Genomic DNA, 25,805 nt, shown 5'->3' with positions numbered 1-25,805 from the left:
ATAATTATATTTTAAATGGCATTAAGTTTTCGACATTTCAAGTGCGTAAGTCCTATTGTTGTCAAATTAAATTCGTTTCCGATATTTTTCCAGTGTACTTTGGTATGTTTTTTGATACATTTCTCAATACTTCCCTCAATACTTCCAGTACTTTACGGTTTATTTTCCGGTCTTTTTCCATACTTATTGTATCAAATTATTCCCTTTGCTTGATCTGGATTTTCTTTCTGTGAGCTACAAGCCCTCCGTCAGCAAGTATTTGGAGAAGAAAATCCGGTAGTTTATTTCCTTCGTAAGTAGCTTTTCCTGAAACTGTAACTTCACCTTTTAGCAGGTCAACCTTTATTTCGTCGCCCTCCTGACACTCGATATCGGCTTCAATAAGAGGTAGCCCTACATTGATTGCATTTCTGAAAAAGATCCTTGCAAAAGATCTTGCAACAATACATGCTATACCTGCATGTTTTAAAGCAAGGGGAGCCTGTTCTCTTGAAGAGCCGCAGCCGAAATTGCTACCTGCTACAATAATGTCCCCTGATTTTACTTTTTTTGCAAACTCAGGGTCAATACCTTCCATTGCATGAGCTGCAAAAACCTGCATATCTTTGGTCCGCAGGTATTTTCCGGGAATGATTACATCTGTGTCGACATCGTCTCCGAATTTCCAGACTCGACCTATAATAGGGTTTTTCATCATACTTCTCCTGCGAAGTAGGTTTTTTTAATAGTATATCTAGATAGCGGAAAAATGAAGTAAAAATCTGCAGATCTGGTTTAAGAATAAGTTTGAAAGCATAAAATTAAAAACAAAGACACAAGAAAAAGGAGGAATAAAGGTGCAGTAGTGTGAACAATCTCACACTCCGTACTGGTTTCATACCTTTATTTCTTCTCCTCTCAATACGGCTTCTTCACTTACTTTTACTTCTTTTGTCATATCGCCATAACTCAACACATAGGGTCCTGAAGGTGCAGTGTTGAATTGAGTCTGACCTGCAATCGGACCTTCTGTTGAATAAGGCACTGTAAATTCATACCTTCCCTGAGAGTCTGCAGTAGTTGACTGCGAGTACTCAAAGGTCCTTCCCTGATTTGTAAGGATTGTCGTGTTTATTTTAACACTCTCATTGGGAGAAGCCGTTCCTGTTATATTTGCGCCTTTAACGTACTCGAAGACCTTGACATACCCTGTATATACCTCAGGGAGTTTACCTCCATGGAAGCGATTGTAGACCTGTTTGTACAATAACTCACTTGTTTGGTAAGCTTCAGTCTCGTGAATCATACGGTACTGTTTCAAGCCATTTCCGTCAAGAGTATGCAGCCTTGCCTCCATGGAATTGAAATATCGAGTAGCAGGCAGTGACCTATATTCTTTACCTATCCAGTAAGCCTGATAGTAACCATTAGTATCAAGAGTCCAGGTAGCAATTGAAATGAATATATCTGTAGCCATTCTGGCATCGGACATTATATAACGTGCACCTGCTTTTTCGGGCCTAGGGTCTATGGCTTCAAGCACTGCACTTGCTTCTTCTTCAGATGGAGCTGTGAGAAAGGTTGTAGCACCTGGTTGGTTTGTCTCGTTAATGCTTACTCTGCGTCCTCCTACTCCGGCCTGGAAGGGGTTTGCATTTGGCATCCTGTGGCCTATTGTCTCTATATAGTGCCCGTAGTCCCACCATGACATAACACCGTATGCCGTATCTGGATACTGGAATATTTCTCCGTTTTTCGGAGCTTCGTAAACGGCATTGTAGTTCATACCAGGGTCAGGGGTGTTTGAGCTAAGCCAGGTACAAGCTTCTTCCCAGGGCTGGATGGGCTGGCCATATACCATTTTTGTATCCGGTATTGCAGATCCGTATACTGGATAAATCAGAAACACCACTATAAGCAGGACTGCAAAAACCTGCTCTATTTTGACAAGTTTCAATGCCTTCGGGATATCTGCTGGCGATTTTACACTACTTTTGAACTTCTGGTCAAGTTCACTCCATTTTACTATTTCAAGTAACAGTCCTCCCAGATATGCACTCAGGACGGAAACGTTTATTGAATAGTAATATGCAAAACGGATCTGGCCGTAAATTGCAAGGAGAATTAAGAAACTCCAAACAAGAACCAGCAGTCCCTGAGGTTTTGGTCTTCTGAACAGGTTTGCAGCCAGAACTAACATGCCGAGTATAGAAGCGAGAAATCCCATAGTAGTGAAATTTGAAAAAGCTTTAGATAGGGTAAAGACTCTATATTGGTTACTTTCATAAAATATAGAAGAAGCTTCCAGGATTGTGGAAGGTCCTCCCAGTTGAATCCCAAAAACAGTACTCGGAGCGTTTATAATCAGAGAATAAAGGGATGGAGATGCGATTTTGATAATTATAAGTCCGAGAATTCCTGCTCCGAGGATAAGGAAAGGGTAGTAATAAGCTCTCATTTTCTTTCTTTTAAACTCCCTTTCTATGAGACTCAAAGCCGCAAAACCTGCCATTGCCCCAAGAGCAGTGACAACATGGAACCATGAGTAATAGTAAAGAGAAAAGCCCATGTCAGGATGGACAAAAGGAAGGATAAGTATTGTACTTGCCAGGCAGGTGACTACACCTGTAAACCCAAGGTAGTCGCTTGACTCATTCCGGAAATTGTCCAGAATGTACTGGAATATTGCGTAAACAAGAACGATGAATAAGAAAAGCGATCCTCCTGGCCAGCAAAGCTGGTATGCTGAATACATTACACCAGCCAGAACCGAGTATATAAAAGGTCCTTTCAGGACACTGAACTTTTTATTAAACACATCTTCAAAACGCAGCTTTTTTTCCTTAGCCGAAATCAACGCCAGCATGAAGAACATCATAAAGAGTGTACTGAATAGCGATTCTGCAACATGATGGTCTGTGAAGCCAATCATTGAACGGGACAGAAATTCCCCTGGTGCAAATGCAATCAGGATCGCAGCCAGAATTCCGGTTTTATGTCCTCCAAGATATTTTCCTATGTAGTAAACCGGAATGACAGTAAGGGCCCCTAGCACTGCAGGAAAGTAAGCTCCAACAGTATCAACAAGATGAGAACTGGGGTGCCCCATTCCAAGAATCATGGAGGTAATAGCCATTATTTGATCGAAAAACGGGCCGAAATGTATGTAACTCCCGTTAGGATAGTTGGTCATCGGATTGAAAAACATCCTGTGGGGGTAATTTTCAAGCAGAACCTTTAAGGTACGCATATGGTACCAGGCATCATTGGTTGTGAACTTCACAATTCCGCCAGGTAAAAGGACATTATCCGAAGGAAGTATTCTGATCCATAAAGACATAAAAACAATTATCGCAACTGCCAGAGTATAAGGCCAACTGGATTTGATTTTATCTTTGAACGACGATACAGGACGATCCTGAGAACTCATAGTATCCCCTTTATAAATTAAACATTATAAGTTAAGATAGAATTATGAAAAAGAAAATTAAATAGATTGTATTAATTCTGTGTAACAGTTTATAATTCTATCCCATTTCTGATCAGGAGCTTCGTAATGCTTTCTCTCTCCAAACTGGGTGAGAATAGCTTCCTTGATAGAATCGACGTCAGCAGGGGGTACAAAAAAAGTGCCTTCATAGTTAGCCATTGATTCTTTTAAGCCACCTACTTCGGAAACAACAACAGGTTTTCCAAAAGACATGGCAATGTGAGCAATTCCACTCTGAGAAGCTCTCAGATAAGGCAGGACTACCACATCTGCAGCGCTGAAATACAGATTTACTTTTTCATCAGGAACATATTCATCTACCAGTGTAATCTTATCATGATAAGGAGAAGCTTTAATCTGGTCAAGTAATTCCTTGCGGTCTTCCCAGATTTCCCCGACAATCAATAACCTGCTTTTTTCGAGAACTTTGGAGGGCAGCTGTTCAAAGGCTCTGATAAGGTAGGGAGTTCCCTTATACTTTCGAATTAAGCCGAAAGAAAGTATAACGAAATCGTCCTTTATCGAGAGATTTCTTCTCGCTTCTTTTATATCAAGCAATTTTCCGTACTGGTCGTAAAGTCCATGTGGGATCACATGAATTTTTTCAGGGGAAATAGAGTATCTTTTTGCAACAAGCTCTTTATCGGACTCGGAGTGAGTAATATATGCATCAAGGTTTTTACGCAGTAATTTTCCTGTTATTTTTGAGTATAAACGGATAGGAAGTATTGACTCTTCAAAAGGATCTACGACTTCATGAAACTCTATAATTACTTTTGGTTTATTCAGTAAACCTGCAAATATCTTTAGCAGAAGCTGCATATGCGCAACCGAGGAAGTCCACCATTGCAAAACTATAATATCAGGTTTTTGTGCTTTAAGAAAGCGGTATGCTTGAATCCAGGTCAGTGGATTGTTATAATCCATGCCGTCAAAAACAGGAATCCTGGGTGAAAAATTCAAGTCGGAAATATTTTTTCCGACATGGGATTTTCCAGGAAAAAGAAAAGTTGGAAGCAACTGCCGAAAGCAAACTACTGATACTTCCTTTTCCATAGGCATGGCATTTGCCAGACGGATAGTATAATAACTGATACCGCTCAAAAAACGTTTCGAAGGTCCGACTATGCAAACGCTTTTATTAGATGTCATTTGCTTTAACTATCACATTATCTTTATATTAAACTAATGCATTACTCCACATAGATTCCAGTATGAGAGAGGTTAAGCCTTGAAAATAGCCCAGATATGTCCCCGTTATTCTCCCGACATAGGTGGAGTGGAAACTCATGTCAAAGAAATTAGTGAAAGGCTAGTTAAAGCAGGGCACGATGTGGAGGTTATAACCACCGATCCTACGGGTAAATTGAAAAAGCAAGAGATAATAAACGGAGTAAAGGTTATAAGGTTCAGATCTTTTGCTCCTGGAAATGCGTATTACCTTGCTCCCCAGATCTATACTTATCTCAAAAAGCGCGACTATGATATAATTCACGCGCACAGTTATCACGCTTTTCCTGCATTCTTTGCATCTCTGGGCAGGCGCAATGCAATACTTGTATTTACACCGCATTATCACAGGCATGGCCATACTGCATTCCGAGACTTACTGCACAAGCCGTACAGGTTTCTAGGGAAGATAATCTTCTCCAGGGCAGATTCCGTAATATGTGTCTCAGAATATGAAAGGAAGCTTATAGAATCAGATTTTGAGGTTGCCGCAAAAACCGTAAAAATCCCCAACGGACTAAACCTTAAAGAGTTCAAGGATTTGAGGCAGCCGAAAAAAAGTTCAAATAAGGATGCCGGAAGAGAAAAGCTTCTTCTCTATGTGGGCCGCCTGGAGGAATATAAGGGAGTACAGTATATTATCCAGAGTTTGCCTGAACTTCAGGGTTTCAGGTTGAGGATCATTGGAAAGGGGCCTTACGAAGCTGAACTTCGCAATATGGCGAAAAGTTTAGGGGTGGAAGAAAAGATTGAATGGTTAAAAGATCTGTCAAGAAAAGAACTGCTTGAGTGCTATGCAGATGCGGATATATTTCTGATGCTTTCTTCTCATGAAGCATATGGTATAACGGTTGCGGAAGCGTTGGCTGCGGGAACTCCGTGTATAGTGGCAAAAGGGAGTGCACTTGAGGAGTTTGTAGATGGAAGGAACTGTATTGGGATTGAGAACCCGGTTTCAAAAGAAAAAGTTGCCCCAATACTGATGAAAATTAAGAAAAAAGGAAAAAAAGAAAACTCAGGTATAGACAAAAATATAATGGATTGGAATGAAGTCTCAGCCAGAATTGAGAAACAGTACATAAAGGATAAAAACTAAGTTACTCGGATAAAGAATAAATTATAGAATAGGAATAATAAATTACTCTAAAGTAAGAGATTTATAAATCATTCCGGGTTTTTGGGGAACTGAAGTATGGAAATTGACTATATAAATGGTCTCAAAACAGATGAAATATTCGCAATGTCAAAGTATCAAAGTGAGATTCATAGCAGGTTAAACAATATCAAATTAAATAAGATAGAATATCCCAATTTGTCAAAAGTTGCCGGAGTTAACAAGGCTGTTGAGTATTTTGCTTATCCATTTATTGTGAAGAAGAAAGTAAATAAGAATAATATTAAACATATAACTCGTCAGGATCTGGCATTCCTCCTTGAACTAACTGACTTCGAAAAAACCATTGTTACCTGCCACGATATTATTCCTATAGCGTATTACAAGACTCGAAGTCCTTTCTGGAAACTTAACGCAAAAGGATTGAGAAAAGCAGAAAAAATAATTACGGTATCCGAATTCTCTAAACAGGACATTAGTAAGTATATAAAATATCCCGAAGAAAATATAGAGATTATAGCCCCAGCCGTAGACCACCGCTTATACTTTCCTAATAGGAGTAAAAAGTGTTTATCAAAATATGGCATTGGAAACGATGAAGAGGTAATCTTATATGTTGGAGCTGAAGAACCTAGAAAAAACGTTCAGTTTCTAATAAATTCGTTTAGCAAATTGAAAAATAAAATGCCACATATAAAATTATTAAAGGCCGGGGCACCAAATTACCTGTTCGTAAGGAAAAAGCTCCTTGAACAGATAAAGGCTCTGAATTTACAGAATGACGTTATCTTTACGGGATATGTCTCAGAGACCGAACTGGCAGAGATATACAATGCTGTGGATTTGTTCGTATTTCCCTCTTTATATGAAGGGTTCGGGATACCTCCTCTGGAAGCAATGGCTTGCGGAACCCCAGTAATAACATCAAACACTTCCTCACTGCCGGAAGTTGTCGGAGATGCTGCAGTTCAGGCAGATCCTTTTAATGTTGAAAAATTTGCTGAAGAAATGTATGAAGTATTAACAAATGAGGAACTCAAAGAAGAAATGATCAGAAAAGGACTGAAAAGATCAAAAATGTTTAGCTGGGATATTTCGGCAAAAAAAACTTTAAAAGTATATAAAGAGCTATAAGTGCAGTCCTGCAAAATCTTTTTTGATCATAATTACTAAGTTGTTGGCTTTTCCGATTTAACTAGCAGAAATAACCAGCTCTGATCGCCGGCAGACTCTATAGTCTAAAAATTGGTGAATAATTTATGAGTAAAAAACCGTTAGTATCAATAATTTTACCGACATATAATAGAGCATCGGTTCTTGGGGTCTGTATTGAATCCGTCTTAAACCAGTCATATACAAATTGGGAACTTTTTATTTCGGATGATTGTTCAACTGACAACACTATAGAGGTCATAAAACATTACATGGTCCGCGATTCAAGAATAAATGGTCAGACTCATGAACACAATCTGGGTCTCCCACGCAACAGGAATGCAGCTCTCCACGAAGTTAAGGGTCAACTGGTGTTCTTCATTGAAGATGATCTGGTGTTGCATCAGGGCTGTTTAGAAAAACTTGTCAGTACTTACAATTCTTTTGCCACAAACGATATCGTAATTGTTCCGAGGTTGATAGAAAACACAGACCCGGATGAAGAAGCTGTCAGGCGTAATGTCCCGTTTTATGTAAATAAATTCACTGGCGAAATTTTCAACAACTATGGGCAAGACCCTGGAAGTGTTTTAAAAGTAGATATGGGACACGCCTGTTGTTTGTATCCAGTCGATCAGTTAAGGAACATAGGTGGATATGAGGAAAAAGCCTATAAAGGCACTTACTGCCGTGAAGAAAGTGATCTGAACATGCGACTCATTAACCTGGGATTTAAATTTTATTTCCAACCGGCTGCAGTAGCAGATCATAATAGAGTCAGTACAGGTGGTTGCAGGCTATCCGGACGCCTGAAACAGACCTACTATTATGCTAGAAATCATATTGTCTTTTTACTGAGGAACTTCGGAATCAGATCGATATATATGATACCTTTTTTCTTGATAGAATTTAGCCGTAGGATATTTGTTAATAATCTCTTTTCCAAAAGCTCTTTTCCAAAAGCTCTTAAATAAATTTCAAAATTGAATCTTGTCCTTTTTCCTGTCCTTTTTCCTGTCTTTTTTATTCCTCTTTTATTTCTCCTGATCTGAATCAATTATTTCCCATAGATTAGTTTTTTATATTTCATACAGAAGTTTTTACAGTTAAAGTTCACTTTTGCATATTCATAAGCTTCTGTTGATATTTTGTTCCTCAAAGTTTTGTTTGAGGTAAGTTCACTTATAATATCACATGTATTTTTTATTATGAGATCTTCACTATCGTCTTTTACAAGAAAACCGTTATAACCATTATGAACATGTTCTGAAATACCTCCTACATCCGTGCTTATAGTTACAAGGCCACGAGCCATTGCTTCCATTATGACTAAAGGAAAACCTTCACTACTCGATACAAGCAGTAATATGTCAGAACTATTATACACTTCCGAGAGCCTTTTTTCATCTACGATCTCGCCTAAAAAATTACAATAAATTCTATCTTGCTCAGGAATCGAGTTCTTAACGTCCCCGACTAATACAAACTCAATTGGCATATTTTTTTGATGGCAAACACGAGATATTTTTCCTATAAGGTGTACTCTCTTTTCTTCTGAACCACGCCCTACATACAGAATTCTTAAAGTAGACCCGTTATTCTTTCTTATGATTCTTTCCGGAATTTGTACACAGTTTTCAATTAAAAAGATCCTGTCATTCATTTCTTCAGGAATATCATTCAAACTATATTGTTTCTTAATATCCTTCAACGTCCGTGAATTAATTACGACTCTTTTGTCTAACCTGTTTACATACGTGAGACTAACATTTTCAATCCCACCCCCGAAAGCATGTATAAGGTCAATACAACAAATATCAGGTTTTAAGTATGGAATTAGCTTGTAGAAAAGTATGTTATTACAACCAAACACTACGCAATCTTTATTATAGTTTACAACTGTGGATAGCACACCAGCCCAAAAGTAAATTAACAATGGATTGTTTAAATAACCTATATCAAATATTTTAGCACTTTGCATAAATTGCTCTTTTAATGCGGAGCTTTTTGATTTATTCACAAAGAATACTATAGGGCTGTACTCTTTTAGACAAGAAGTAATTTTAACGTGAACCTTTTCGGCTCCTCCGATATGGTAATAAGGGAAAAAGAAAAAAAGTTTTGATTTAAAGTATGATGCAAAGAATGAACCTGTGAATTTACCAGTTATTACAAGTGGTTTCTCTGAATATTGGACCAATTTTTCCAGAATGGGCTTAACTTTAGCATATAAAACATTTTTTTCCACACAATAGGCCACCTTAATATAACATGAATTTACTTTTCTGAGTCAATCTAAAGGTAATATGTTCTGAAGGTTAATTTTAACACTCAAAGTGAATAATAACGAAGTAACTCTATGCTCCATTCAATGGTGCTTCTTTTACTGTTCCATAAATTGCTTACAACTCTCAATCTAATTCTACTTTTATTGTACTTCGGAAGACCATTTTTCTATATTTTATCAAATATTCCTACTTATTACTTTTCGAATTCCTTAGGTTTTTAGATATAATACCTTAGATTTTTAGATATAATTCCTCAGGTTTTTAGATCCCACTTTCCGCAGATGTACACAAAAATGCCACTTATTATCTCAATACGGCAATAAGCTAAAAACTTAAAATCGGATTTGATGAGATAATATGGCAAATCGGCAAATAAATTCTACATCTGTGTACATCTGCGGAATGTAGGTTTAGATATAATTTCTTAGGTTTTTATATGTAATACTTGACATTCATAGCTCACTCTTTTAAGTGATGGTTTTTTCCTGTATAAACTTGCGTTAAACTGTAATTTTCAGATCTACCAAGTTATTCATTCCCATCTCATGGAAAGCCATTTCAAAACGTTTATGCCAAGTATGGTCCTGTAAGCAACGTTTATATCCGGCTTGACGAATCTTCTCACGTTCGTCATCGTGTTTTAAATAGTACTTTATTTTGTTAACCATATCTTCTTTGTCAGTATAACAAACAATTTCTTTTCCTATTTCAAAGAATTCCTCAAGTTCTTCCATATATTCTACCATATAAAACCCGCAGCTCATTGGAATTTCGAAATCTCTAAGCCTCACCTGTAATATACGATTTCCGATTTCGTCAGTACCCCAGCAAGTAGAAAAACCTAAATTTATTTTAGAACGACTGAACATCTTAACCATTTGCTCATCAGTCAATACCCCTCCCAGCATTGACGCTGGAAGTGCTATTGATGATTCTTTATTCTCTGCAGGGATCTGATTTTCCGTTCCTTCTACCTTCCAGCCTGCTGTTTTCAGGAACTTCTTACAAACCCTAGATGTGCAACCTCTAAGGTTATGGAGTAGAGAGTCCTTCTTTGCCTTTGCTTCAGAAGAATACTTATCCCATCCCCATCCCCAGACACGCACATTGATTTCGTTATCCAGCAGGTGTTTGATAATAGCTGGTCGATCTCCGTATGCTTGTCCTACAAAGGTAACGTCGAATTCGACAGGTAAGTCGTATGGCTTATATATTTTAGGATTAGCTGCCTCTTGACAGTAAATAGGATTAGCACCAATTTTTAAATAGTCCTTAATCCTGAACTTTTCAGGAACTAAACACCAGTCATAGTGGGGAGAAATGTTAGACACCAGATGCAACTGATAAGATCCGTTACAGTACCAGTTGACAGTTTTTATTCCCATGGCTTTTATTTCATCTATTGCTTCAGGCATTACACAGGCATCATAGAAATAACTAAAAAAAAGATCTACAGGTTTTTCTTTATGAGCTGCCTTAATCTGTCGAAGTAACTCTTTACTTACTTTTGGTCTGTTCCTCGAAATAAAAGATCTTTGCTTGGGATCTGAAATGTCAAGATTTTGAAAGGTTTCTCTTAACTCGTATTGAAACTCTATCACATCATGCCCTAAATCTACAAGTGGCTGATATAAATTATTGCGCCAGAGATTTGACTGGAAAGAAGAGTTCGGAGTTGTATCAGAAGCATAAAAGATTCTCATTTGTAATCACTTATTGGTTTTAGACAAGAGTCTTACGTTTTTTTAAGTTTGTTTCACATGCAAATGAAGTCATAACATATACCATAACCTGAAAGTTGCCTTATCACTTATTATGAGCCCCCCACCAGAGGAATGGTAGAGTTCAGTTATCGTAGTTTATGTTTTTTTTGTTTTTATCTATGCGGATTATTACAGATTATTTCTTAAACATCATCCTTATATTTATAACAATGTTATATACAATTTTTCTTACACGAGCTTGAAAAAGCAGTTTTTTTGCCAAAACAATGTATTCCTTGTCATTTATACTGTGTTCTTTGTTATTTGCCCATACGATGAATGACTTAAAAACATTACTTCTTAACTCCCAAACAGGAGGAGTAAAAGCTCTTATGCTTGTCTCAGGTTCATCTCTATAAACTAATAATGGTTCTTTTATAAAAGCAAAATTTGTAAGTGTAGATGCGCGTAGCCACAGTGCATAGTCTTCTCCAACTTTCAAGGATCTATCTTCTGGAAAACCACCGCATTTTTCTATAATGTCTTTCTTTATCAAAACCGAACTGCAAACTACATAATTATCTCTAGTAAGTAAAGGAAAAGATATTAAGTCTCCAAAAACATTTCCATTAAGTAGTGTTCCTTTATATCCTTGAGATGGAATAGACCTTATTGCATCAGAGCATGCAGCACTGCATCCCGTCTTGTTAACAAATTTGAGTTGTTTTTCAAGTTTATCCGGCAGCCATTCGTCATCGCTGTCCAGAAAAGCTAACCAATCTCCTCTGCTGGCTTTAATCCCTCTATTGCGAGGAATTGATGCAAGCCCATCACATCCTCCCTCTATCCATCGTACTCTAGAATCGTTTATAGAGTTAACAACTTTTTGATCTGGGGAACCATCAACGCCACACACGATAACTTCAAAAGGAGGAAAAGTTTGGTTCAAGGCACTTTTAATAGCTTTACCCAATGTCTCTTCTCGATTCCACGTTGGGATAATAACACTGATTTTAGTCATTTTTTCACAGTTTCTTATCTGTTTTCTATACTCAGTCATCACAGAGATGGAAGTCTTAGTTCACTCTCAGATGAATCTGTCAGATGAATCAGCCGAATCAATCAGAGAGACTGTCTTTTACCTTTTTTTCTGAATCAACTTGAGATCATTATCATTTTTCTCGCAGTCGGTCTGTTAAAATTTTATTATATCGTTAATGGATTATCAAACATTTAAAATTAATCAATTTTAGAAGATCAATTAACTAAAATAATCAATCTTAGAAGATCAATTAACTAAAATTAATCAATCTTAGAAGATCAATTAACTAAAATTAATCACTATGTACTCACAGATACTTTTACTGTTTTAATCGTGGCTTAAGTTGTTGCAAACTCCATCTTATAAATATTCGCGTTTTATATAATTTCCAAGCTTGCTTGTGGAGGAGACACAGATCATAATCTATGTTTGACATTATAAAAGGCAGTCCCATATATTTCTATTATTTCTATTACTTCTATTATTTTTATTTTTATTCTTATTTTTATTCTTATTTTTAGTCTTATTTTTAGTCTTATTTTTATTCTTATTTTTAGTCTTATTTTTATTCTTATTTTTAGTCTTATTATTTCTTATTACCAGCTTAGTTCTCTGATATACTCAATCAACTTTTTCAACGTTCCATTTTAGTAAAGGAGCTAAAATTCCTGGCCTTCGAGCTAGCCAATAGGGAGAATCACTCAGACCGCCTTTAACTTCAAAATATAATATTGGCGCGTTAACTCCTGGCTGAATAATCCATTCACGGAAATACATAGAAACCATTGGCTCTATCCTGTACAGCCCCTCATTCAAAAATCTCTTTGGGATCAAACCAGTAAAGCAGAATTTACCTTTCGAGAGTTGAGGCCATTCTTCTTCAGTGGTATCGTTGAAATTGGTCCAGTATAACAAATTGTTATTTTCATCATACAGGGCATAACCCACCTGTAAAGCAGGGTCAATTTCTTTTATAGTGCCGTAAAGGCTAAAATAGTGATTAACTTTATTGTGAAACTGTCCATTATCAATAGTGTTACCAAGCTCATCAGTAAGATAAGCTTTTTCCGGAGCAAACCAGGCATTTAGATACTCATTTCCTTTGTTAATCCAGGTGCAGTTTTTATTCTCTTGATCGTTACTTGTCAAGTACTCGTTAATTATCTCTCTTGTGTCATAGCCATCCGACGTAAGCTTCCCGCTGTTTAACATAATTGCTCTCGTACAGAGGTTTTCAACTGCATTCATATTATGACTGACAAAAAGAACAGTCCTTCCATCCTCGGAGACAGCCTTCATTTTTCCCAAACATTTTTTCTGAAAAGCTGCATCACCTACAGCAAGTACTTCATCAATAACCAGGATTTCAGGGTCCAGATTCGCAGCTACTGAAAAGGCAAGCCTGACTTGCATTCCGCTTGAATATCTCTTAACAGGCGTATCTAAAAATTTCTCGACACCTGAAAATTTGACAATCTCATCAAATTTGTCATCGATCTCTCTTTTTTTCATTCCCAGGATTGCACCATTAAAGTAGATGTTTTCGCGTCCGGAAAGTTCGGGATGGAAACCAGTACCTACTTCTAGAAGGCTGCCTACACGTCCAAGCATTTTAATTTCGCCTTCAGTAGGAAAGGTAATGCGTGAGAGAACCTTAAGGAGTGTACTCTTACCTGCACCGTTTCTGCCGATAATTCCAACTACTTCTCCACTTTTAACGTCAAAATTTACATCTTTAAGTGCCCAAAAAGTACTACAGGGTTTACGAGAATCTTTTAGTGTTTTTAACGGATGTTTTATAGCGGAAGTAAACGTGCCAGATAAAGTTTTATACGTTTTATCTATACCGATATTATATTCTTTAGAAAGATGTTTTACACTGATTATCGGTTCTTCTCTTTTTAGTGAACTCATTTAAATCAAATCCGCAAAGTACTTTTCCGTACTCTTGAGATAAAGTATTCCACTTAAAAATATCACTATTGTTACCAGTGCCGAGATTGAAAGCCCGATAAAATCTACAGGAGAATGCCCTAACAGACACGCACGGTGAGCATTCATTAAACCTGTCAAGGGATTTAAGTAGAGCAGCCATTGAAGTTTTCCACTTATAATGCTTACGGGATAGATTACAGGCGATACAAACATAAGGAGCTGAACAAAGAAAGGAAGAACAAATTTCACGTCCCTGTATTTCACACAGATTGACGAGAGCCAGTAACCAACTCCTGATGCAAGCATGAATGTCAAGAGTACAATCAATGGCAGCAGGAGTATTGAAATCCCAGGCACAAAATGGTAGTAAACCATCATAACAGCAAGGATACTCATAGCAATTATGTAATCAAGAAAGCCTGAAAGACATGGTGCAGTAGGTATGAATATCCGGGGCATGTAAACCTTTGAGAGGAGAGGGGCATTTTCAACAAGGCTGTTGCTTGACTGGGAAAGAGCGTTGGAAAAATAAGTCCAGAGGAGAAGACCGGAGTATGAAAATATTGGATAAGGAACTCCATCTGAAGGCATCTTCGCAAGTCTGCCAAATATAAGAGTGAATATTATCATCGTAAAAAAAGGCTGCAGTAATGCCCATGATGCTCCCATCATTGTCTGTTTATACCTGATCTTGATTTCTCTCAGGGCAAGAAAGAACAGAAGTTCTCTATACTCCTTGAGTTCCTGCCAGTTCAGATCCAGAAGCCCATATTTAGGGCGAATAACCAGTTCGTAATCAGTTGAATGTTCAGTCATAGAAGGACACATTTACCTGTTTTTAGCTATGATCCACGCTGTTTCTTTACATAGCTAATAAATATTTTAATTCATTTATTTTGATTTTCTATTCTTTTATACTTCTTAAGCTCTTCACTTAATTTGACTTTGGTACCACTCATAGGTTTGTTCAATCCCATCTCTCAATGAGATTTTCGCTTTCCATCCAAGTGAGCTCAATTTTGCAATATCAAGCAATTTCTGTGGAGTGCCATCAGGTTTTGAGAGATCCTTTCTAATCGTACCCTCAAACCCTACAATCTCTTTGATCACTTCAGATAATTCACCTATTGTAATATCTTTCCCTACCCCGATATTGACAAATTCTCCAATGCTATCTGTGTTATATTTTTCCATCAGATAAACACATGCATCAGCCATATCATCCACGTGCATGAATTCCCTGAGAGGTTTTCCAGTACCCCATATTACAACTTCAGGCTCATTTTTCACTTTAGCTTCATGAAACTTCCTGATTAACGCAGGCATTACGTGCGAAGTCTCAAGGTCAAAATTGTCATTAGGCCCGTAAAGATTGGTCGGCATTACCGAGATGAAATTAGTTCCATACTGCTGATTGTAATGTTTGCAAAGTCTGATCCCGGCAATCTTTGCGATCGCATAGGCTTCGTTTGTCTCTTCCAGGGGACCGGTTAATAAGTATTCTTCTTTTAAGGGCTGTGGAGCAAGTTTAGGATAAATACATGAAGAGCCAAGGAAAAGTAATTTTTTTACGCCATTTCTATACGAAGCATGAATAATATTTGCTTCAATCATAAGATTTTCATAGATAAATTCGGCAGGATAAGTGTTATTGGCAAGGATCCCACCCACTTTTGCAGCAGCTAGAAACACATATTCCGGTTTTTCCCGTTCGAAAAATTCATTGACTGCCTGCTGGTTTGTCAGATCAAGTTCTCCATGGGTGCGGAAGATCAGATTGGAGTAGCCTTTTGATTCAAGTTTTCTTTTAATGGCTGAACCTACAAGGCCTCTATGACCAGCTAAGTAAATCTTTGATTTTTTATCCATAATCATTACCTTTGCCTTATTATTCAAAAGAGTGATTTTGCTCTACAGCCTTTTCGTCGGCTTTTATCATAATTTTTACTAATTCTTCCAATTTTATTTTAGGCTTCCAGCCAAGTTTCTCCTTTGCTTTTGAGGGATCCCCAATCAGTATCTCTACTTCGGTAGGTCGGTAATATCTGGGATCTATTTCTACTAAGACTTTGCCTGTACTGGAGTCTATTCCATACTCTTCACTACCTTTGCCTTTCCATATAATATCGATCCCTACTTCCTTAAACGCTAATTCCGTAAATTCCCTTACCGAGTGAGTCTCTCCTGTAGCAATTACATAATCTTCCGGATTTTCCTGCTGGAGGATCAGCCACATTGCTTCTACATAATCTTTTGCAAATCCCCAATCTCTTTTTGCATCAAGGTTCCCCAGGTAAAGCTTCTCCTGCAGTCCATGTTTTATCTTTGTGGCCGCCATTGTAATTTTTCTGGTGACAAATGTTTCTCCTCGAATTGGAGATTCATGATTGAATAAAATACCGTTACATGCAAAAATCTTGTACGCTTCCCTGTAGTTAACCGTAATCCAGTATGCGTATAACTTAGCTGCCGCATATGGACTTCTCGGGTAAAAAGGAGTTGTTTCTCTCTGGGGAATTTCCTTTACCTGCCCGTAAAGTTCACTGGTTGAAGCCTGGTAGAACTTTGTTTTTTTCTCAAGGCCCAGAATTCGAATGGCCTCAAGAAGGCGCAATGTTCCCAGTCCATCGGAGTTTGCCGTATATTCCGGGGTTTCAAAGGATACCTGTACATGGCTTTGAGCAGCGAGATTGTAAATCTCATCCGGCTGGGTTTCCTGTATTATGCGGATAAGGTTGGAAGAATCCGTAAGATCACCATAATGCATAAAGAAGTTTACATTTCTTTCGTGAGGGTCTTTATATAGATGATCGATTCTCGCAGTGTTAAATGAAGAAGACCTCCGTTTTATACCATGTACGGTGTATCCTTTATTAAGAAGAAGCTCAGCCAGATAAGCTCCATCCTGGCCTGTAATTCCAGTAATTAATGCAACTTTAGGCAATTTTTTCACTCCGTTATGTTTTTACGTCACAAAATATCCTGAATAAAATCAAATTTAAGATGTTTTATTAGGATTATAGGTTCATTTTTAATCTTATAAACTTGAACAACTTGAACTTTAGTAGGAATATATTTCCTTTTACCTTATTCCCAATGTAACAGATATATTATACTATTTAGTGCTCTATTGATAATTCTAAATTTTAAATTTAGAGAGTAATACTAAGATTCTAAATTTTAAATTTAGAGATATACTAAGTTTTGGTATGAGAGCTCATCTAAAACTAAATTTTAAAATTCATACTATAGTTACCGAATATAAGTACTAGCTCACAACCAGCGTGGCCAAACAAAGCCAATTCCAACCTTCTCTATTATATCTTTCATTTCAGTGTACACTTTTTTATCAAACTTCAATATCAAAAAACCGTATATCATCCCACCTAAAGCAACTGCCAGTATTGTAATCCACACATTGGAAAGTGGTACAAACAAACGATATACACCAACAAGCACTCCCATTGCAACCGAAGATATTGTAATGTTAAACAGACTTTGATGCTCCAGTTTTATTGTCATATACCTGGATAAAGCACGCCAGGCGAGTAAAGCATTCAAAGTCATTGTTGCCAGTGTCGCTATTGCTGCTCCGTTTATACCTATGAGCGGAATAAGTATTATATTCAATGCAATGTTCGCTCCAACACCAACTGCCGTGACCTTAAATGATTCTTGAGGGTGATCCAGAGCATCCAAATACATCGTGAAAAAGTACTGGAATACATTGATCACCTGTACAGCAAGTAATATTATCAATACATAATAGCCCTGAGCAAAGTCTGCACCATAGAACAGATACAGAAGACGATCTCCCAGCAATATACCACCCAGGAGTACCGGAATTGCCAGTATCAATGAGTAGCTGATCGAACGGGACAGTGATTCTTCCACAAGATAGATTTCCTTGGATTTACCCCATTGGCTGACTTTGGGCCAGAGCGTCATTCTCAGTGCATTTGAGCTAAATGTGGCAATTCCCGTGAACTGGAGTACTATTCTGTAAATACCTACATTTTCAACATTCATAAAGTAACCTATAAGGACAGTATCTGCCTGTGAAAATACAAGTACTCCACTAGATGTTAAAAATAGCCAGAATGAAAATACAGATAAACTCTTTATATGCTTCCATTTGAAGCGTACTAAATGCAAGTCAAAAAAACGGAATTCAATTATTGCTGCTAAGATTACACCAGCTACCACTCCCCCGGCCAGACCTGCCGTTTCATACCCAAGATATATTGCCGGGACCTGGACCATTACGCGTGAAATATTGCTTATTCCTTCACAGGTATTATGTATTCCCATCTTGCTTTTGCCGGTAACACCGCTTGAGATTGGTCCTGCAATCGCCGAGACTAATAACAATAACAACAGCCAGGCAAACATGCCTGATTTATTAAGATCCACAAAGTAGTCTTTAAAAATTAGCAAAACTAGTATTCCAGTTATCGTAAACACTAGTCGGAGTATGAAGTATGCACTGAAATACGCATCAAGCTCTTCACCCTCGCTGATGCGCTTAACTGCGGCCCCACCAAATCCCCCATCAGTAACCATGCCAAAAATTCCATAGTATGTTAAAAACAGGAAATATGAACCGAGAATTGAAGCACCTGCCATATGTGCGAAATACATGGTGCTCAGGAAGCCTATGGCTGTGAATGAGACCTGCCAGAACAATGAAATTATGCTCTGGCGTTGAATAGGATCGATTTTTAAGATATTCGAGAAAATAGTAGTTATCTTGAGCACGGTCTAAAACATCATTTATGTTTTTATTATATTCCTGGAGCTTTCAAACATTTCTTTTTACTATTGTTAATACATATATGATTTTTCCTAATGTTCCCCATGCTCACAGATTTGGTATCATATATTAATTTTGGCTCTTCGCTGTCCTGTATATGTTAAAAATATTGCCTTGTATATGTTAAAATAATTACTTAGTTAGAAAGCACTCAGATCTAAAACAAAAACATCAGGCTTGAATGTGATTTTCAATCATAAGTGTTTCTAATTATAAGGTTTCTAATTATAAGGTTTCTAATTATAAGGTTTCTAATTATAAGTATTTCTAATCAGATACGTTACTTAACATTTAGGAGCTAAATGTAAGTTACCACACTCGAAATGGCGAAGAGCCTTAATTTCTTATCCAATTGTGAGTTTTCTCAGCTCCTCCCATAGACATCGTCAAACCTGACAATGTCCGTTTCGTCTACAAGTTCCCCTAACTGTACTTCAATAATCTCAAGCGGAATTTTTCCGGGATTTGACAATCTATGTTTCTCTCCTGCGCTGATGAAGGTACTCTCGCCAGGTCTCAGGAAAAACTGCTGTCCGCCTACTTCCACACAGGCCATACCTTTAACAACCACCCAGTGCTCACTGCGATGGTAGTGCAGCTGGAGGCTTAACTTATGGTCAGGGAGTACTGTGATATTTTTAATCTTATGCTCCGGAGAAGCTTCAAGTAAGGTATAAGAACCCCAGGGCCTGTAAACAGTTTGCCCTATGTATGCCCTTTCATCGTTTCTGTGTTTAAGAGTTGAGACTATATCCTTCACCTTCTGGCTGCTGGATTTAGGACAGACTAATAGAGCATCACTGGTGTCAACAATAACCATATCCTTAATATCAATGAGCGAAACAAGCTTACCGCAACTTGAATATACGAGATTTCCACCTGAATTCAGCATTAGAGGATCACATTCATGGACTACGTTTCCTACAGGGTCCTTTTCAAACTCGTCATAAATTGCTGCAAAATTTCCCAGATCACTCCATTTCTGCTCAAGTTTTACAACTGCGACCCGATCGGATTTTTCCATTATTCCATAGTCAATGGAAATCTTATCCACACATGAATAAATCTCATTAACATCCTTTCCGTTTTCAAAACAGGCGAAAACAGAAGGGGCATATTTTTTAACTTCGTTGAAGAAAAGCTCTGTATCGAAAAGAAACATCCCGCTGTTCCAGAGACAACCTTCCTGAATATACTTCTCTGCAGTTTCTAGGTCCGGTTTTTCTCTGAATTCCGAAACTCTGTAACCTGGTCCACAGGTTTCTGAGGGTTTAATATAACCATATCCCGTATGAGGAAAAGCCGGAACAACCCCGAAAGTAACTAGATAATCCGAAGCAAGCTCTTCAGCTAAAGAAATTGTCTGCATTGCAACTTTATCAAGGACATGGTCCGAAGAAAAGATTCCTACTACGGAATGCCCATATTTTTTTTCAATTTCTTTCATTCCGAAAAAGATTGCAGGGAGAGTGTTCTTGCCTTCAGGCTCAATTAAGACATTCTCTGGAGGGATTGAATATCCTATTTCCTCAATCTGTCCGATTACGAAAAATTTTTGAGCTTCGTTTGTCACAACGAAAATTTCGGAAATATCAGACACTTCAAGGCACCGGAGGACGGTTTCCTGAAAAAGAGACATACTTCCGAATTTTAAAAATTGCTTGGGATACATTTCCCGGCTAAGAGGCCAGAGTCGTGTTCCTGAACCGCCTGCAAGAATTATTGATTTTATACCTGTCATCTCCTTTAGATATTGGTTAAAACGGATGTATCTTAATAATCGAACTGAAGGTATATAGATTGGTTTCTGGATAATAGCATACAGATACGCTGAAAACACGAGTTAGAGCAATATATAATAAAAGTTGTTAAATAAGCTTTGCCCAGAAAAGAGTTGAGCCTACTCGGGTCTTAGATGACAGTCTTTGCTAAAATATTTAATAAAGGTTGAGAAAATTAACACAGTTTATCACGGTTCCTTACTTAACAGAAGACGTATGGAAATGAATCCGTTTTTTGACAAGAATTACTTCCGTGAACATCAATACAAACTGAGTTTAGGAAAGGCCGATCCGTTTGGTTATAAAACTTCTGTCTGATACATAAAAGGTTATAGAATGCTTGAGTCGTATGAAGGGAAACTTTCAAGTGCGGTTCTTAGAAGAGGGAGAGCGAGTAATCGCTTTTTCTTATTCAACATGTCCCTTCAATTTTCACAATTTTTTCTGCTATCGGTTTTGAAGAATTTCTCAAAAATTTCCTGTTGTTATCTCAATTGAAGTTTTGGAAATCTAGCTGAAAGTTTTCACTAAAGGTAAAAATGTCGAAAAACGTAGGATATTTTAAAAATATTTTCTTCTGACATTATATACAGTTACCAGAAAAACGATAATGGGAAAAATTGTGAAAATTGTAAGGACATCTGCGGAAAGTCAGATCAATAGTTCAGTGATCACTTTCTTAATATAGTGCCGAATCAATTATCAACCCACTTTTCGCAGATGTACACAGATGTAGAATTTATTTGCCGATTTAGCTTATTTTTTCATCAAATTCGATTTTAAGTTTTTAACTTATTGTCTTATTGAGAAAATAAGTGGCATTTTTGTGTACATCTGCGGAATGTAGGATCAAGGATTCAACGATCCCAAAGAATTCCAATCGGTTTTATATGACATCTTACGGTTGACGCGACACTAGCGCTTCGCGCTTGATTTCTGTCACTACTGTTATAACAAATGTTTTGATTGATTATGGATGATATTGTATACATAGTATCTCCTAAATTTTATGATTAATGAATTTTATGTTATAATTTTTTATATTTGTGTTAATTATGCTGAATATAAATTAATATGTTCTTATTTTTTTCAAATATTTTAAATACTTCGTATTCACTTATTTGTTTGAAGGTTCTGAAATAAAAATATACGTTTCTCCTGAAAAGGAGCTACATCCTCCAAAGTAGTGCAAAATCTAGGATCATTACAAACTGAATATGAAACTTAAAATTGCAATTTTGAAAAATGTGTCAAGACTAAAATTCATTCGCAAGTACATATCCAAATTTTAAATTTTCTGCAAAAAAGTTTCAATTTTTTTGTTTTTGAGATATTTTCTCTCCAAATTTAAACAGATACAAAACAATCACAATTCAATTTGATAAAACTCCTACGGTTCTTCCAAACTGGACCGCGATAACAGGAATTTCGGGCAACAACGTCTAAATGTAGGTGAATAATAAGATGAAAAAAATATTTTTGATTTTCTGTATCGCTGCACTGATGTGCACGACTTCACTGGTAGCTCCAGTATTAGCAGCAACTCTGAACGTTGCAGCAGACGGAACAGGTAATTATACTTCGCTTTCGGCTGCTCTCAATGCAGCCTCACCGGGTGATATAATTTATCTCCATAAAGGGACATATAGTGAGTCTAAATCAATCACAATCAACGAAAATAATATTACTATTGACGGTGAAAGTGCCGATAAAGTAACTCTTGATATGCCTGGAAATAATCTATATATCAAAGGATCTGGATGTCACATACAAAATCTGAAATTTAAGAACGGGTTCCGCATTTTTTCAATTGAATCTTCAAATTGTGTAGTCAGGAATAATATATTTGAGAAACCTTTTTCTATACAATTACAGTCGTCTTACAATCTTATCACCGATAATATACTTATAAGTCCTTCTTCGAATGATGGTGGCATTAGTATTGGAGCTAATTTCAATGATGTTCTTGATAATGTAATTTTAGCACCTACAGGTTCCTATTCAGGCGTGGCAATTTATGGTTCATCAAATCATTTTGAAAATAACACGATAAGTGATGGTTCATCTGCTGGCTTGACAATTTATGGTACAAATAATACAATTACAAAAAATTCATTCATAAACAATAAATATGCTGGTGTCGAGTTATACAAAGCGGGTGGTGCCAACAATATATACCTCAATACGCTTATTGGTAATGGCAAAACAGTAACTAGATCTGGTACTACAAAACCATCCACTGTTTTCTGGATCTCTCCCTCTGCTACTAATTACATTTACAATGGCACAAAGCAATCAGGCATTTTAGGCAACTACTGGGGAAGCAGTTACTCTGGTACTGATGACGACAGTAACGGTATAGGTGACACATATTATACAGTTCCGGACGATCTGGGGAACGATACCGCTCCACTCATGGGGACCTGGCAGGATGGTAATGTTGTCAGTCAGGATTCCGTAAAACCGATTGCCGGGTTTACAGCAAGCTCTTTTGACGGTCAGGCGCCCTTTGCTGTCACTTTCACTGGATGGTCTTCGGGACCTGGAAAGGTTACTTCCTATTTGTGGGATTTCGGTGACGGTACTACAAGTACTGATCAAAAGCCATCTCATACGTATACTAAAGGAGGTAACTACACAGTCAAACTAACAGTTACTGGTCCTAGTGGGTCAAACAGTATGGAAAAGACTGATTTCATCAGTGTGGGCGGAGCAGATGCCGATCTTCTGGTCAGTTCTCTTAGTTCTCTGTATCCTCATATCCAGAACACAGTTACTGCTACTATTAAGAACCAGGGCTCAATGGATGCAGGTCCATTCAAAGTGCAGTTCACGCTGGATGGCAACACCACTAATTTTGATATACCTGGGTTGGCCACAGGAAATACTACTACTCTCAATGTCACCAATCAGGTGAGTCGAAAGTATGGCGACATAGTCCCGATAAAAATCCTGCTGGACACTGAGAATTCAATCGTTGAGACCAATGAAAGCAATAACGAATATAATACAACAGCAACCGTGATAACTAACGGTGACTACTATACTGGCGGACGTTATTATACAGGGAAAGATCTTGAGACTGGTGTTTATCAGGAAGGGAATATTGGAATACTTTACTCGACCGGGGATTCCGGATATCAGACAGGTGGTGGATGGGCTTCTACAACCGTGAAATGGACAGGCAAAGATCTGCCCATACCTGCAAATGCAACCATAAAAGAAGCGCGGCTCTATCAGTCTTACACCTGGTGCTATAATGGAAACCCCGATTTCACCTTGAAATTCAACGGTAACACTGTGAATCAGGCTGCTTTCTATGCTGATCCGGCAAAAGATGAAGGAGGAACTGTAAGTGGCTTCAATGGTCAGGTCATTTATGATGTGACACCGTACTTTAATTCCAGTGACAATACAGCCATCATTACTACACCCAAACCAAGCGGGGGACTTTATGGGGCCGTTTTGGTAGTAATTTATGAAGATGCCAGCGAACCATATCGGATGGTCTGGCTGGATGAAGGCTGCGATACCCTTTATGGCAGTTCAGATGATTCTCATATTGCATACTCCATGTTCAACAATGTCTCAACAGAGAATATGGTTTCCGCTAAAGTAACAGCGATCCTGCCTTCTGGTGGAGATAGCTACCTGGGCACCATAATTTGTAATGGTCAGAACGCTCCAATAATAGGAAGCGGAGGAGTAGATCCAGGGTATAAGTGGTACAATGTGACCGATACTCTACAAAGTGGCACTAACGAGCTGGGAGTCAGGAATGATGGAGGATACCTGAATCTTGCTTCCGCTATCCTTGAAGTCACCAAAAATACTGCCTCAGAAGCTAATTTCACATCAAATGTTACAAATGGAAATGCTCCGTTAAACGTTAAATTTACCGATACTTCAACAGGTACCCCAACCAACTGGACCTGGGACTTCGGTGACGGAAGTACCTCAACCGAACAGAACCCAACCCACATTTACACTACTGAGGGAACTTACGCCGTAAAATTGACGGTCAAAAACTCTCTCGGAAGTGACTCCGAGGAGAAAACCGGATACATAACCGTTGGCTCAGCAGTTCTTTCCCCTGTATCTAACTTCAGTTCAAATGCTACAAGCGGTAATGCCCCTCTCTCAGTTCAGTTCAAGGACGAATCCACAAACAGTCCTACCAGCTGGGAATGGGATTTCGGTGACGGCAAAACCTCTACCGAACAGAACCCATCTCACACCTATGAAACCGTAGGCACATACACAGTAAATCTTACTGCCATGAACTATGGTGGAAGCAACAGCACAACAAAAACCAACTACATAACCATAACTTCTGATACCTCAGCACCAGTTGCTAGTTTTACCTCTGATGCAGATTCAGGTCAGGCACCTTTTACAGTCAAGTTCACAGACACCTCAACAGGTAAAGTGAGCAGCTGGAATTGGGAATTTGGTGACGGCAGTACTTCCACCGATCAGAATCCAACCCACACTTATGTGGCCGAAGGAAGTTACACTGTCACTCTGACTGCAACAGGTCCTGGAGGAAGTAACAAAGCAAATTCTGCCAAGCCTATTATTGTTAGTGCCTCCATCACTTCCCCAAGTTACAATGGAGGAATTCCACTGACTACCGCCCAGAACGGAACTGTTTCAGGCGGGCTGTGGTATGACTCATATCCAGGCTTTTCCACATCTGCTCAAAAAACGTTTACCTTGCCTGATTACACTAAGATTAAATGGGCAAGGTTGTATGTCACCGTTTACGACGGCCACATGGAAAACAATTACCGTGGAAATGTGAACATCGAGATTGATGGAAATGGGGACAGCAAATATGAGATCCAAAAGACTGAGAACTTTGACACCACTTACTCGTTCCCTGGTACTGGTGGAACCGGTCCTGTGTGGTTAAGCGATCACATGAACCGTGTGACAAGCGATTATCTTATGTGGTACGACCTTACTGATTTGATCAGTGGACAGACTGTGAATGTTCAGGCTACAACCACAAAAGTTGATTCTTCATTTGACGGTCGTGTCAAAGCTATGACTCTGGTTGTTGCTTATGACGATGGGGATTCTGACCAGGTCTATTACTGGGTTAACCAGGGTCATGATACTGTAAATCCGTTGGATGAAACTTATACCGGTTCGACTGCTTTTGGTACCTCTTCACTTGAAAAAGGCTGGAGTTCAGCAAACCTGACTGCAATCTTCCTTGCAAGTGTAGATGGAACCTATTCTTTCCAGGGAACAAAGCTGGTTTCAGGTGTTA

16 protein-coding genes are annotated in these 25,805 nt (G+C 38.1%); 4 read left to right on the top strand and 12 right to left on the bottom strand.

Annotated features, from left to right (window positions below):
• Window positions 1–196: 196 nt before the first annotated feature.
• The 3 genes from hacB to ASJ81_RS18160 form a co-directional block, all read right to left on the bottom strand.
• Window positions 197–697: a homoaconitase small subunit gene (gene hacB / locus ASJ81_RS18170; RefSeq protein ID WP_275112588.1), complete on the bottom strand. Its 501-nt coding sequence runs from the start codon at window positions 695–697 to the stop codon at window positions 197–199.
• Between the two features lie 177 nt (window positions 698–874).
• Window positions 875–3,409, bottom strand: a complete 2,535-nt coding sequence (locus ASJ81_RS18165) for an oligosaccharyl transferase, archaeosortase A system-associated (protein WP_095645581.1) — start codon at window positions 3,407–3,409, stop codon at window positions 875–877.
• 57 nt (window positions 3,410–3,466) lie between these two features.
• Window positions 3,467–4,621 (bottom strand): glycosyltransferase, encoded by a 1,155-nt coding sequence (locus ASJ81_RS18160; RefSeq protein ID WP_095645580.1) that lies wholly within the window; start codon window positions 4,619–4,621, stop codon window positions 3,467–3,469.
• 79 nt (window positions 4,622–4,700) lie between these two features.
• Here ASJ81_RS18160 and ASJ81_RS18155 point away from each other — a divergent pair, with 79 nt between their 5' ends.
• From ASJ81_RS18155 to ASJ81_RS18145, 3 genes are all read left to right on the top strand, one after another.
• Complete coding sequence (locus ASJ81_RS18155) at window positions 4,701–5,795, top strand: glycosyltransferase family 4 protein (RefSeq protein ID WP_095645579.1); 1,095 nt, start codon at window positions 4,701–4,703, stop codon at window positions 5,793–5,795.
• A gap of 96 nt (window positions 5,796–5,891) precedes the next feature.
• Entirely contained in the window at window positions 5,892–6,947 is a 1,056-nt protein-coding gene (locus ASJ81_RS18150) for a glycosyltransferase family 4 protein (protein ID WP_095645578.1), read from the top strand.
• 125 nt (window positions 6,948–7,072) lie between these two features.
• Complete coding sequence (locus ASJ81_RS18145; RefSeq protein WP_095645577.1) at window positions 7,073–7,939, top strand: glycosyltransferase family 2 protein; 867 nt, start codon at window positions 7,073–7,075, stop codon at window positions 7,937–7,939.
• Window positions 7,940–8,022: 83 nt separating this feature from the next.
• Here ASJ81_RS18145 and ASJ81_RS18140 read toward each other — a convergent pair whose 3' ends face one another.
• The 9 genes from ASJ81_RS18140 to ASJ81_RS18095 form a co-directional block, all read right to left on the bottom strand.
• Window positions 8,023–9,213: a glycosyltransferase family 4 protein gene (locus ASJ81_RS18140; protein ID WP_095645576.1), complete on the bottom strand. Its 1,191-nt coding sequence runs from the start codon at window positions 9,211–9,213 to the stop codon at window positions 8,023–8,025.
• Between the two features lie 540 nt (window positions 9,214–9,753).
• Entirely contained in the window at window positions 9,754–10,956 is a 1,203-nt protein-coding gene (locus ASJ81_RS18135) for a CgeB family protein (protein WP_095645575.1), read from the bottom strand.
• Window positions 10,957–11,152: 196 nt separating this feature from the next.
• The gene (locus tag ASJ81_RS18130) at window positions 11,153–11,977 is read right to left on the bottom strand and encodes a glycosyltransferase family 2 protein (protein ID WP_275112589.1); all 825 of its coding nucleotides are present in this window, start codon (window positions 11,975–11,977) and stop codon (window positions 11,153–11,155) included.
• Between the two features lie 642 nt (window positions 11,978–12,619).
• A complete protein-coding gene (locus tag ASJ81_RS18120) occupies window positions 12,620–13,912 on the bottom strand; it encodes an ABC transporter ATP-binding protein (RefSeq protein WP_095645573.1) in 1,293 nt (430 codons plus the stop codon).
• Window positions 13,913–14,749, bottom strand: a complete 837-nt coding sequence (locus tag ASJ81_RS18115; RefSeq protein ID WP_245860286.1) for an ABC transporter permease — start codon at window positions 14,747–14,749, stop codon at window positions 13,913–13,915. It abuts the gene before it with no gap.
• Between the two features lie 114 nt (window positions 14,750–14,863).
• Window positions 14,864–15,802, bottom strand: a complete 939-nt coding sequence (fcl, locus tag ASJ81_RS18110; protein ID WP_095645571.1) for a GDP-L-fucose synthase — start codon at window positions 15,800–15,802, stop codon at window positions 14,864–14,866.
• A 19-nt stretch (window positions 15,803–15,821) separates the two neighbouring features.
• The gene (gene gmd, locus ASJ81_RS18105) at window positions 15,822–16,877 is read right to left on the bottom strand and encodes a GDP-mannose 4,6-dehydratase (protein ID WP_095645582.1); all 1,056 of its coding nucleotides are present in this window, start codon (window positions 16,875–16,877) and stop codon (window positions 15,822–15,824) included.
• A 329-nt stretch (window positions 16,878–17,206) separates the two neighbouring features.
• A complete protein-coding gene (locus tag ASJ81_RS18100) occupies window positions 17,207–18,691 on the bottom strand; it encodes a flippase (RefSeq protein ID WP_095645570.1) in 1,485 nt (494 codons plus the stop codon).
• Between the two features lie 419 nt (window positions 18,692–19,110).
• Window positions 19,111–20,487, bottom strand: coding sequence for a mannose-1-phosphate guanylyltransferase/mannose-6-phosphate isomerase (locus ASJ81_RS18095; RefSeq protein WP_095645569.1), 1,377 nt, complete (start codon window positions 20,485–20,487; stop codon window positions 19,111–19,113).
• Window positions 20,488–21,991: 1,504 nt separating this feature from the next.
• Here ASJ81_RS18095 and ASJ81_RS23950 point away from each other — a divergent pair.
• Window positions 21,992–25,805: DUF3344 domain-containing protein (locus tag ASJ81_RS23950; RefSeq protein ID WP_141241803.1), on the top strand; the 3,814-nt coding region annotated here is incomplete at its 3' end.

Source organism: Methanosarcina spelaei (assembly GCF_002287235.1).
Taxonomy (GTDB): Archaea; Halobacteriota; Methanosarcinia; order Methanosarcinales; family Methanosarcinaceae; genus Methanosarcina; species Methanosarcina spelaei.
The sequence above is the reverse complement of the archived record's forward strand: the minus strand, read 5'-3'. Positions and strand labels throughout refer to the sequence as shown.

Bases quoted from the DNA above. Each gene is read 5' to 3' on its own strand.
- ASJ81_RS18150 (WP_095645578.1), top strand. From the start codon at position 5,892: ATGGAAATTGACTATATAAATGGTCTCAAAACAGATGAAATATTCGCA.
- ASJ81_RS18095 (WP_095645569.1), bottom strand. From the start codon at position 20,487: ATGACAGGTATAAAATCAATAATTCTTGCAGGCGGTTCAGGAACACGA.
- ASJ81_RS18145 (WP_095645577.1), top strand. From the start codon at position 7,073: ATGAGTAAAAAACCGTTAGTATCAATAATTTTACCGACATATAATAGA.
- ASJ81_RS18160 (WP_095645580.1), bottom strand. From the start codon at position 4,621: ATGACATCTAATAAAAGCGTTTGCATAGTCGGACCTTCGAAACGTTTT.
- ASJ81_RS18120 (WP_095645573.1), bottom strand. From the start codon at position 13,912: ATGAGTTCACTAAAAAGAGAAGAACCGATAATCAGTGTAAAACATCTT.
- ASJ81_RS18165 (WP_095645581.1), bottom strand. From the start codon at position 3,409: ATGAGTTCTCAGGATCGTCCTGTATCGTCGTTCAAAGATAAAATCAAA.
- fcl (WP_095645571.1), bottom strand. From the start codon at position 15,802: ATGGATAAAAAATCAAAGATTTACTTAGCTGGTCATAGAGGCCTTGTA.
- ASJ81_RS18130 (WP_275112589.1), bottom strand. From the start codon at position 11,977: ATGACTAAAATCAGTGTTATTATCCCAACGTGGAATCGAGAAGAGACA.
- ASJ81_RS18115 (WP_245860286.1), bottom strand. From the start codon at position 14,749: ATGACTGAACATTCAACTGATTACGAACTGGTTATTCGCCCTAAATAT.
- ASJ81_RS18135 (WP_095645575.1), bottom strand. From the start codon at position 10,956: ATGAGAATCTTTTATGCTTCTGATACAACTCCGAACTCTTCTTTCCAG.
- hacB (WP_275112588.1), bottom strand. From the start codon at position 697: ATGATGAAAAACCCTATTATAGGTCGAGTCTGGAAATTCGGAGACGAT.